The sequence below is a fragment of the bacterium genome (assembly GCA_021158245.1).
In the GTDB taxonomy this organism is placed as follows: domain Bacteria; phylum Zhuqueibacterota; class QNDG01; order QNDG01; family QNDG01; genus QNDG01.
Window position 1 is genome coordinate 1 of sequence record JAGGVB010000132.1, and the last position, 11,560, is coordinate 11,560.

At 39.6% G+C, this 11,560-nt stretch carries 12 protein-coding genes; all 12 read left to right on the forward strand.

Annotation, left to right across the window (positions count from 1 at the left end):
- A partial coding sequence (locus tag J7K93_07180) for a T9SS type A sorting domain-containing protein (GenBank protein MCD6116779.1) occupies window positions 1–1,112 on the forward strand: 1,112 nt, incomplete at its 5' end.
- 399 nt (window positions 1,113–1,511) lie between these two features.
- On the forward strand, window positions 1,512–1,817 hold the full coding sequence (locus tag J7K93_07185) for an ATP-binding protein (GenBank protein ID MCD6116780.1): 306 nt from the start codon (window positions 1,512–1,514) through the stop codon (window positions 1,815–1,817).
- Window positions 1,792–2,130, forward strand: coding sequence for a winged helix-turn-helix domain-containing protein (locus tag J7K93_07190; GenBank protein MCD6116781.1), 339 nt, complete (start codon window positions 1,792–1,794; stop codon window positions 2,128–2,130). Before J7K93_07185 ends, J7K93_07190 begins: the two co-directional genes overlap by 26 nt.
- A 128-nt stretch (window positions 2,131–2,258) precedes the next feature.
- The gene (locus tag J7K93_07195) at window positions 2,259–2,801 is read left to right on the forward strand and encodes a hypothetical protein (protein MCD6116782.1); all 543 of its coding nucleotides are present in this window, start codon (window positions 2,259–2,261) and stop codon (window positions 2,799–2,801) included.
- Between the two features lie 432 nt (window positions 2,802–3,233).
- Window positions 3,234–4,259, forward strand: coding sequence for an anthranilate phosphoribosyltransferase (trpD, locus tag J7K93_07200; GenBank protein MCD6116783.1), 1,026 nt, complete (start codon window positions 3,234–3,236; stop codon window positions 4,257–4,259).
- Between the two features lie 3 nt (window positions 4,260–4,262).
- A complete protein-coding gene (gene trpC, locus J7K93_07205; protein ID MCD6116784.1) occupies window positions 4,263–5,045 on the forward strand; it encodes an indole-3-glycerol phosphate synthase TrpC in 783 nt (260 codons plus the stop codon).
- A gap of 4 nt (window positions 5,046–5,049) precedes the next feature.
- Window positions 5,050–5,679, forward strand: a complete 630-nt coding sequence (locus tag J7K93_07210; GenBank protein ID MCD6116785.1) for a phosphoribosylanthranilate isomerase — start codon at window positions 5,050–5,052, stop codon at window positions 5,677–5,679.
- Window positions 5,664–6,842, forward strand: a complete 1,179-nt coding sequence (gene trpB / locus J7K93_07215) for a tryptophan synthase subunit beta (GenBank protein MCD6116786.1) — start codon at window positions 5,664–5,666, stop codon at window positions 6,840–6,842. Before J7K93_07210 ends, trpB begins: the two co-directional genes overlap by 16 nt.
- Window positions 6,839–7,606, forward strand: coding sequence for a tryptophan synthase subunit alpha (trpA, locus tag J7K93_07220; protein ID MCD6116787.1), 768 nt, complete (start codon window positions 6,839–6,841; stop codon window positions 7,604–7,606). The genes trpB and trpA overlap by 4 nt, the downstream gene beginning before the upstream one ends.
- An 11-nt stretch (window positions 7,607–7,617) precedes the next feature.
- On the forward strand, window positions 7,618–9,042 hold the full coding sequence (locus J7K93_07225; GenBank protein ID MCD6116788.1) for an anthranilate synthase component I family protein: 1,425 nt from the start codon (window positions 7,618–7,620) through the stop codon (window positions 9,040–9,042).
- The gene (locus J7K93_07230; GenBank protein MCD6116789.1) at window positions 9,026–9,604 is read left to right on the forward strand and encodes an aminodeoxychorismate/anthranilate synthase component II; all 579 of its coding nucleotides are present in this window, start codon (window positions 9,026–9,028) and stop codon (window positions 9,602–9,604) included. Before J7K93_07225 ends, J7K93_07230 begins: the two co-directional genes overlap by 17 nt.
- A gap of 298 nt (window positions 9,605–9,902) precedes the next feature.
- Window positions 9,903–11,560: VWA domain-containing protein (locus J7K93_07235; GenBank protein ID MCD6116790.1), on the forward strand; the 1,658-nt coding region annotated here is incomplete at its 3' end.

Consider the following 11,560-nt stretch of genomic DNA (forward strand, 5'->3'; position numbering starts at 1 on the left):
CAACGTGCATTGCTTACAATAGCTCCTATATTGATTTAAGTTTTGTCCATTATCAAAAAATTTCTGCTGATAGCCTTCCGAACCACTCTGTTGCAATTGTGGGGTGGGATGATTCAAAAAAGACCCAGGCAACTGTACTCGGTGCATGGCTTGTAAAAAACAGCTGGGGTACAGGCTGGGGCATTGAAGGTTATTTCTGGATTTCATATTTTGACAAATGGGCCGGGCATCATCCGGAAATGGGAGCTGTATCATTTTACAATGTTGAACCCATGGAGTATGATAATGTTTATTATCATGATTATCATGGGTGGAGAGATACCTTAACTTACATTTCAGAAGGATTTAATAAATTCTATTTAAAGGGAGATGAAGAACTTAGAGCAGTAAGTTTTTTCACAGCTGCAGATACAGTGAATTATGTTGCAAGGATTTATCTGAAATTTAATGGTACAAGCCTGCAGAATTTAGCTTCAGAGATTTCAGGCACTATTGATTTTTCAGGTTTTCACACTGTAGATCTGGACAGCAGTGTAAGCCTTGCCCAGGGTGCACCGTTCTATCTGTATCTGTATTTGTCAAAGGGAGGACATGCTATTGACAGGACTTCAAAAGTACCGGTTCTTCTCGGAGCAACTGCCACAGGTGAAAGTGTGGTTTCAAAAGCAAGCCCTGAACAGAGCTATGTTCTTGACGGATCAGAGTGGAAAGATTTGTACGATTTTTATCAGCCTGACAGTATTGCTTGGATTCATACTGCAAATCTCTGTATAAAAGGGCTTACTGTGGATGTGACACAGACAAGCGTAATGGACGGTTATTCAGGTATGCCGGAGGATTTTGTTCTGTACCAGAATTATCCTAATCCGTTTAACCCTTGTACTACAATCAGATATAAAATACAGAAAAGAGCTGAAGTTTTAATAAAAGTTTTTGATGTAAGCGGAAAAGAGATTATAACTCTGGTTAATGGTGTAGAGGATCCGGGAGAGAAATCAGTTCAGTGGCAGGGTATGGATAGTAATGGAAATCCTGTAACATCAGGTGTTTATATTTATCAGATTACAGCCGGCTCTCATGCTGAGGCAAAAAAGATGATTCTGGTGCGGTGACAGATATTAAGTATATAATAAAGTTAGTTATAATGTTTTTATCTGGTTTGTATTTATTGTAAAGATAAAGGTCCCTAATATAGGTTCTTTTGAGCTTTAGTTGGAAGTATTAGGTTAATTGTAAAATTAAAAACATATATTTACTATATTGGTGAAGGAAACGGTCGCGACTGTTCTTTCTTCTTGTTTGTTAATTTTAATTTTTTATTATTTCTGTAATATAAACTTCTTTGTTTTTTTTGGCTAATTTATTAATTCCCTTAAGATTGTGGGCAGGCACTTTTTTTATCCCGATTCTTACTATTATATTTTTTTTAAAAGAGAATCGGGATGGGAATGACAGCTTTAGTGTGCAGGTAAACTGTTTTTGTCTTGACTTTCCAATATAATTTAATTACAATGGTTGTAATCTTTTTTCTAAGAAGTAAAGAATGTTTTGGAGAAATTGAGAATACAGTGAAGTTTATCGAAAATGAAAATACAGAACTCAAAAAATCAACCGGCGAGTTAAAAAAAGGTATTATTTCCATTGCCGCTATTTTGAACAAACACGGAAAAGGCGAATTATACTTCGGGGTTAAAAACAACGGCAAACTTATCGGACAAAAGGTAAGCGAAAAAACTTTACGGGATATTTCGCAAGCAATAAGCAGCCATATAGAGCCAAAAATATTGACCGCTGGGGCTCTGGTTTGCAGCGCATAGACGCGAATGTAAAGAAAACAATATCCGCTATGGTTTTAAAACACTGAGCAGCGGATTTCTGGTAACCTTTTACCGCCCTGTGACGGATAAAGAAACTGCTGATGAGAAAACTGTGGGGAAAACTGTGGGGAAAATTTTAGAGGAGATTGAGCAAAATCCATCAATAACCCGCAAAGAACTAAGCGTTCAGACAGGGTTATCCGTTAGGGGGGTTGAATGGAATCTGAATAAACTTAAAAAAGAGGGAATTATCAAACGCATCGGGCCCGCAAAGGGCGGTCATTGGGAAATAACTGAAAATAATTATGATTGATAAAAGCTGCCTTCGGCTACGCTCAGGCAGCGGAAGAGATCGCTCGTTGAGCGAAGTCGAAACGAGCGACAATTAAGAAAAAAGTCAAGGGGAAATACGTTTCTTAACCAAAAGAAGGAGAGTTTAAAATGAAAAAATTAACACTAATTTTAGTTGTAATTGCTTTAAGTATTACAATATTTGCTTGCAGCGGAGGAAATTCTCAACAAAAAAATAAAGCAGCAGCAAAAAAAACAACTCAGAAAGCTGAAATTAAAAATACTGATGTTAAAAAAGAATTAATTGTTTCTCTTACAATCGGCGGAGAAGAATTAAAACTAAAAGAAGCCGGTATCAGAAATAATGCAATAACACCGGGGCAAAAAAGCAATGATTATACAATTGATGCAATTACGGCAGGAGAGGGCCAAAACACAGACGAAGTTGCATTCAGCCTGGATTTTACTGCAGCCGGGCCTGGCGAAGCAACACACCCGTACATGACATTAAAGACATACAAAATCAACAATGTTTCCGTCCAAATTGAAAAAATTGAAACAAAAAAAGGTACTTATGGCGGAACAAGAGTTACTTCAATAAAAGGTTCATTTAATGGGCAACTGAAGAAAAGAGGCGAAAATGGTTTTCCAACAGGAGACTTAATGAATTTCAGCGGAACTTTTGAGAAGTAACCCATAATAAAAAGAGCTCGGAAGATAGTAACGGATTGTTAAATACATAAATAAGCAAAGTAAATGATATGTTTTGTCTATATTACATCAGAAAATTTTCTGTTGCAGGAGTAAAATATTTGATACAATTTTTGTAAATTCTCAGGGGCGTGCAGAATTTTTTAAAAATTATTATTGACTTTAAATAAATTTATTTGTAAAATCAAAACAAGATGGAAAAACTGAATTTAAAAAATATAGATTTAAAAGTTAATAATGTAACTGCTTTTGCATGGTGGTGGCGCTGGATATTCTGCGCCCTCCTGTAATATTTCATAAATAATCAAGACCTTAAGGTGGGAGCTATAAAAATAGATTCCCGCCTTTTTTATTTTCAAAATCAACATGAAGCTGCGGGAATCACTCCCGCGGCTTTTTTTATTTTCGGAGGAAATTATGAGTATTAAAAAAGCAATTCAAAAAGTAGCGGAGCAGGAGCACCTTTCTGTGGCAGAAGCAAGGTCTGCTGCAGAGGAAATTATGAGCGGAACTGCCTGTGATGCTGAAATTGCCGGCCTTCTGATGGGGCTGAAACTTAAAGGAGAGACTGCAGAAGAGGTGGAAGGCTTTGCGCGTGTTATGCGGGAAAAGTCGACAAAAGTGGTATGCAGAAAAAACACTCTTGTAGATACCTGCGGTACAGGCGGAGACGGGCTGAATACTTTTAATGTGTCAACTGTTGCTGGAATTGTTGCTGCAGGTGCAGGATGCAGGGTTGCAAAACATGGCAACAGGTCTGTATCAAGCAGCTGCGGGAGCGCAGACATACTTCAATCCCTTGGTGTAAACATTGATATAAGCCCTGAAACAATGGCAGAAAGCATTGACCAGGCAAATTTCGGGTTCCTGTTTGCACCGAGACTTCACTCCGCAATGAAGTATGCAATGAATACACGGAAAGCTCTCGGAGTACGGACAATTTTTAATATGCTGGGGCCGGTCACAAATCCTGCAGGAGTAAAGCGGCAGCTTATAGGCGTGTATTCGGATGATATTGCTTTTGTTATTGCCGAGACCTTAAAGAAATTAGGGTCCGAACATGTGGTGATTGTGCACAGCAGAGATGGCCTTGATGAAATTTCTGTCTCATCATTGACAAATGTTGTTGAATTAAAAGACGGAGAAATATTCAGCAGGGAGATAAAACCCTCGGATTTTGGATTCAGCGATGCATCCCTTAATGATTTAAAGGGCGAAGGGCCGGAAAAGAATGCAGAGATTGCACTTTCAATCTTGAACGGAGAAAAAGGCGCAAGGAGGGATTTTGTTCTTATTAATGCAGGTGCTGTTATTTATGTATCAGGGCATGCGGAATCCGTAAGAGAAGGAATTTTAATGGCTGAAGACTCAATTGATTCAGGAAAAGCAATAAAGGTTCTCAATGATCTCAAAAAAATTACAAATACAAATCAGAGGTAACCAGTGTCAATTTTAGAGAAGATAGTACAGGTTAAAAGGGAAGATACTGTAAATAACAGAGAATATTATGACCTGTTGAAAAGAGATTTTGCATATAAAAAAGTTAAAAATACCGGTTTTTTTTACAGTTCTATTCAAAAACCGGGGTTAAGCATCATTGCGGAATACAAAAGAAGCTCTCCGTCTGAAGGAGTTATCTCACAGAAAAAATCTCCTGCACAGCAGGCTGGATATTACAGGACAGGAGGTGCGAGTGCAGTATCTGTACTGACAGACATGGCCTTTTTTAACGGGTCGAATGAGGATCTGCTGGCAGTAAAATCATCTGTATCACTCCCTGTTCTAAGAAAGGATTTTATTATTGATGAGGGACAGATATACGAATCATTTTTTCTTGGAGCTGATGCTGTACTTCTTATAGCGGAAATTCTTGATTATGAACAGCTAAAAGATTTTCTCCGCATAATAAATGAGGCGGGCATGGATGCACTTGTAGAGGTGATATCTGCAGGAGAACTTGATAAAGCATTAAAAGCGGGGGCACAGATAATAGGAATCAACAATAGAAATCTTGAAACTTTTGAGATAGACATGAATCTTGCTCTTTTCCTTAAAGATAAAGTGCCTGAGGGAATCCTGACTGTAAGTGAGAGCGGAATTACCGAAAAATGCCAATTTCAGGCTGTACGGGAAATGGGTTTTAACGGTGTCCTGATAGGGACTTCTCTCATGCGGTCTTCAAATCCTGCTGAATATCTTTTACATCTTTCAAGCCGGGAGGAATAATATCATGATGAGGTCTACGAGCGTACCAAGAGTAAAAATTTGTGGAATTACAAATCTTGAGGATGCAATGGAAGCAGTTTGTTTTGGTGCAGATGCTTTGGGGTTTGTATTTGCTCCCTCTCAGAGAAAAATAGATGTTTTAAAAGCGAGAGATATCATTCAGAAGCTTCCGCCGTTTGTAGCCAGTGTGGGTGTTTTTATGAACCAGAGTTTAGACTTTGTTAAAAAAACTGCGGCTGTTTCCGGCATTGATGCTGTGCAGCTTCACGGCGAAGAGGACGCAAATTTTATAAAAGATATTGAAATACCTGTAATTAAGAGAATAAAAATTTTAGATACGGATACAGTAGGGAAAGTAAAGGATACTGCGGCCAGGATAAAAGTTGCAGGTTATATTCTGGACCCCGGATGCGGTGACGGAGATCAGTTTAAGTGGTTGAATTTCAGAGAACTGCCGAAACAGTATCCAATAATTATTGCCGGAGGATTGACTCCGGAAAATGTTAAAAAAGCTGTAAATATTATAAAACCTTTCGGGGTTGATGTCTCTTCAGGAGTTGAAAAATCCTTGGGCATTAAGGATCATGAAAAAATAAAAAAGTTCATAATGGAGGCGAAATGCAGTTTGATGTAGATGAAAAAGGAAGATGGGGCGGTTTCGGAGGCATGTATGTACCTGAAACAGTGATGGGTGCTCTTCAGGAACTCTCTCTGTTCTATTCAAAATGTTTAAAAGATTCTGTCTTTAAAAACAGGCTGGATGAGTTGCTTAAAGATTATGTAGGCAGGCCCACGCCTCTGTATTTTGCAGGTAATTTAACTGATTTTGCAGGAGGCGCGAAAATTTTTCTCAAAAGAGAAGATCTTGCTCATACCGGAGCTCATAAAATCAACAACAGCATGGGACAGGTACTGCTTGCAAAAGAGATGGGAAAGAGCCGTGTTATTGCTGAGACAGGAGCAGGCCAGCATGGTGTCGCGACAGCAACCGCGTGTGCACTTTTTGGAATAGATTGTACAGTTTACATGGGCGAGGAAGATGTGATAAGGCAGCAATCTAATGTGATGAGAATGAAGATGTTGGGATCTGAAGTCAGAGTCGTTGAGAGCGGATCAAAGACTTTGAAAGATGCAGTTAATGAAGCAATGAGAGACTGGGTTGCAAATGTGGAATCAACCTACTACTGCATCGGATCTGTAGTCGGCCCGCATCCCTATCCTCTCATTGTCGGAGATTTTCAGTCTGTTATCGGTAAGGAGGCAAGGGAGCAGATACTCAATGCTGAGGGCAGCCTGCCTGATGAACTGATTGCGTGTGTGGGGGGAGGGAGCAATGCTGCAGGATTTTTCAACGCCTTTCTCAATGATGATGTTCCTTTAACAGGTGTGGAGGCCGGAGGATACGGTTCAGGGCCGGGGGAACATGGGGCATCCCTGTGCCTCGGAAGTGTGGGAGTGCTTCACGGTGCAAAGACCTATATTCTGCAGAATGATGACGGCCAGATAATCGAATCTCACTCTGTTTCAGCAGGCCTTGATTACCCCGGAGTGGGCCCGGAACATGCTTATTTAAAAGATACGGGAAGGGCAAAGTACTGTTTTGTAAGAGACCGTGAGGCTGTTGATGCTGCGGTTTTAACCACAAGGAAAGAGGGGATTCTGCCTGCGCTGGAGAGCAGCCATGCTCTCGCCTATGCCTTTAAGAGAGCAGGGCAGATGGAGAAAGATCAAACTATTATTGTCAATCTTTCCGGCAGAGGAGACAAGGATCTTAATACTCTTGAGGGATTAATATGAAAATAAAAGAAAAATTTGAATCTTTGAAAGAGAAGAACGAAGCTGCACTAATCTGCTTTTATACTGCAGGATTCCCTGATTTTAGTACATCAATGAGAAATATTCGGGTTCTTGCGGAAAATGGTGCAGACATAATTGAAGTCGGAATCCCGTTTTCTGATCCGATTGCAGACGGAGTCGTAATTCAGAAAGCTTCGGTTCAGGCTCTGAAAAACCGGATAAGCCTGATGAAAATTATAGAAGGTATTTCAAAATTGAATATTACGGTGCCTGTGGTTTTTATGAGCTACCTTAATCCGGTTTTAAAATTTTCTTTAAAGGAATTTTTCAAGCATGCTGAAGAATCGGGAATTGCAGGCATAATCTTCCCTGACCTGCCTGCTGAAGAGTCGGAAGAAATACGTTTTTTTGCTGATGAGAGGGATATTGATACAATTTTTCTTGTATCGCCCGCATCATCCGCAGAAAGAATAAAAATGAACGCTACGATCTCCAGGGGATTTATTTACTGTGTTAGTGTTTCCGGTGTTACTGGAATGCGTTCAAGCCTGTCAGAGCAGGCCCGTCCTTTAATACGCAGAGTATCACAAGTAACAGATACACCTGCTGCATTGGGATTTGGGATTTCCACTCCAGTGCATGTAAGAGAAGCATCGGGAATTGCTGATGGAGTAATTGTGGGTTCTAAAATTATTGACGAAGTCATGAATGGCGGTGACCTGAAATTATTGGTCAGGGAGCTTAAAGATGCAACTATTCGATAAACAGGAGGTTAATGTTGGTAAATTTTAAAATAAATTTGCCGTTTATCCTGGATTTGGAAACCTCTTTTGATCCGCTTCTTATTTTTAAGAATTTGTATTCAGAGGATGATTACGCTGTTTTGTACGAATCCATGGATTCCCTCGGCGCAAGGGGCAGGTTTTCATTTATTGCAGGAAACCCTGTGATGGTTCTTCAATCCGCAGATAACGGGACAATTGTCAGATCAAAGGAAGGTTCCTCTTTTGAAAAGGAAGAAACATTTTCACTTTTGCGCAGCATTGTAAAATCCGGTCCTGATGTTCGTGGAGAAGAGCCGTTTTTGGGAGGAGCTCTCGGATACATCGGTTACAATGCAGCAGGGAAATTTGATAAGATCAATACGTCAAACTCCAAAATTAAAGAATTTCCCGATATTCTTTTTTTAATTCCCGGCGATATTATAGTTGTGGATCATGTCAGAAAAACCGGTAAAATAGTTGTTTACGGAGAAAACAGGAGAGAAAGAGCTGAAAAAATAAGGCAGAGACTTGTCCTTCTGCCCGGGAAAAAGGAAAACAAGCTTAATGAAGGTTTTCAACAAACCGGCCTGCCTGATTTTAAGGCAAATACGACCAGAGATGAATTCTGTGAGATGGCAAAAAAGGCAAAAGAGTACATTATTGCAGGTGACATTTTCCAGGTTGTAATATCACAGCAATTTGAGTTTGAGCTGAAAACATCCCCTTTAACACTCTATAATGCGCTGCGTTTTACTAATCCCGCACCTTATCTTTACTTCCTTAAACTTAAAGATTTTACAGTTCTGGGGTCCTCTCCTGAGATGCTTGTGGAAATTAGAAACGGTATTGCAACAACGAGGCCGCTTGCAGGAACGAGGCCGAGGGGAAATAACCCGGAAGAAGATAAAAAGATGAAAATGCAGCTTATGCTGGATGAAAAAGAGAAAGCTGAGCATATAATGCTTGTCGATCTGGCCAGGAATGATCTCGGAAGGGTCTGTGTTCCCGGTACGGTTAGAGTGGACAGCCTTCTTAAAGTAGAAAAATTTTCCAAAGTTATGCATCTTGTTTCAAATGTTACAGGGCAGGTTAAAAATGATACAGACAGCTTTGATGTTGTTAAGGCATGCTTTCCTGCAGGTACTGTTTCGGGCGCTCCGAAAATCAGAGCTATGGAGATTATTGATGAGCTGGAAAAAGCTGACAGAGGAGTTTATGCAGGTGCAATAGGTTATTTTGGCTTTGACGGAAACAGCGAGACCTGCATAGGTATCCGCATGATAGTATTAAAAGGAGATAAGGGTGTTGTACAGGCAGGAGCAGGTATTGTTGCTGATTCTGTTCCTGAACGGGAGTATGACGAAACAATTAATAAGGCAAGGGCTGTTCTGCAGGCCGCGGCTCTTGCAGGGAGTAAAAATGATTTTAGTGATTGATAACTACGATTCTTTCGTGTTTAATTTAGTCCAGTACATTGAGGAGCTGGGGCATATAACTCTGGTAAAAAGGAATGATGAGATAAGTATTGATGATATAGCGGCTCTTAAACCTTCGGCAATAATTATTTCTCCCGGACCGCGGACTCCTGCAGAGGCCGGAATTTCAATAGAGGCTGTACGTGCGTTTTCCGGCAGAATTCCTGTTTTCGGCGTATGTCTGGGGCATCAGGCAATAGCTGCTGCATTCGGTGCAAAGATAGTGAGTGCTGATTCTGTAATGCACGGGAAGAGATCCAGAATATTTCATGACGGGAGGACAATTTTTAAATCTGTTGAAAATCCGTTTCCCGCGACAAGGTACCATTCCCTCGTTGTGGAAAAAAGCAGCCTGCCTTCCTGTCTTGAAGTCACTGCATGGACCGAAGATGGTGTGATTATGGGAGTCCGTCACAGTTTGTTTCCGGTAGAAGGAGTACAGTTTCACCCTGAATCTATTCTTACAAGCAGAGGCAAAGAGGTTATGACTAATTTTTTAGAGTATGCCGTACCTGCGAATTAAATATTTATTTGCAGTTTAATCGGTGGATGTGGACAGCTTTTAGTGGATGCGGACAGCTTTTAATTGTGTTAAATGTTTCTGTTGTTATATCTCTTCCATTTTTCTGATCTTTACTGCCTTAATTCAAAAGGAAACAGGTGTTTAAAAAAATAAAATAATTATATGAAGAAATTGTATTCTTCTTGACAATTTCTTAAAAAATAGGTATTTTACTATTGTTTATAAAGATATAATCAATGACTATTTATTCTTTTTAATCCTTTTGTGTTAAAAATATTTAAAAACACAAGGAGAAGCCATGTTCAGAAGTGAATCTGATTCATGTACCAATTTTAAGATCCCTGTCTTATTAAACTTTATTTTATTTTTTATGTTGTCTATGGCAGCAGGGAATATTTATGCACAGACCGGGAATCTTGAGGTTAAATTCAAGAGTGTTTCAATCTCGGATACTACAGTGCTGAGAGGTAAACAGGCCGGATTTCCTAATCCTGTCATGTCTATAATTACGGTTCGGGACAAAAAGGGAAGATATGTACACGGCCTCGCGGATACTTCAAAGTGGCTCACAGCTATGGATATTGCAGAGAACGGAGAAAAGGTCGATTATATATGGAAAACGCTTCTTGAGTATCATAAAGAAAATACATCTTTGCCGGATAATAAAAATATAAAAACAATGATTCCCGAATACATGGTCACGGAAGTACCGCGCATTAAAGGATATGGTGCGTCTATTGCCCTTGCCATGGATTGTTCGGGAAGTATTAACAACCTTGATGTTATTGAAGATGCTGCAAAGAATTTTGTCAGGAGCATGAGTAATGAGGATCAGGCGGCAGTAATAAAAATTACTGATTATATTATGGTTTATCAGACATTTACTTCTGATACAACTTTGTTGATAAATGCAATTTCAAAACCTACACCGGACAGAAGCGGAACTGCTCTTTACCAGGGAATATACAAGGCACTTGAGGAGTGTTCGGGCCAGCAGGGACGTAAAGTTGTTATTGTATATACTGACGGATTGGACGATAAGGGTGTTGTAACGCTTGACGAAATAATACAATATGCTAATAATTATGATATTGCAATCTATTCAATCGGTATTGGCAGCGGAACAGATATTGATGAAGTATCATTACAAAAAATGGCATATTCGACAGGGGGAACCTATACAAAGGCAAACAGGACAAATGATATTTCAAAAATTTATATGTCTATTTATCGCGATATCCAGGGATATTATATACTGGCTACAACAACCACGGACAGAAGAACAAACGGAACCTGGCGTATTGTTGATGTTTCTGTAAAAGATAAGGACGGAAATGAGGGCCGTGGCCAGGGAGAGTACTATGTTCCCTTTACGCCGAGAAATGTTAAAATAACAAAAAAAGCAGTTACTGAAAATTTTATTGTTGATCAGGGAGATACCCTGCTTTTTACAAGTGCATGTGATACTATAAGTTATGAAATTTCTGTAATTAACAAAGGGCCTGGGGTTGCTGAAAATGTCAAAATAACCGATCAGTTAAGTGATTCGCTTAAATACGTTAAATTTACAGTTCAGCCAGACAGAACAGAAGGGAAAACGGCGAATTGGGATATAGGATTACTTGATCCGGGGCAAAGCGTTAAAATCGGATATACGGCAAAAGTTAATGAGATTATGCCTCAGGAAAAAGTTGTTTTAATTAATAGAGCGGAAGTTTTTACGGATTATGATTCTGACCCGTCTGACAATACTGCACAGGTTAAAGTCTACTCAGCGGGCAGCCCCGATCTTACCGTGAGATGTATAAATCCGGGTTTTGTGCTGTCTCCAATGTACCCTTTTACTTTAAGTGCGTATGTTTATAATAATGGTAATGCCAATGCTGAAAATCCTTTTACTGTAAACTTTTTTATTGGTGATTATTCTAATGTCGCAGCAGTAGACACAGTAAAATC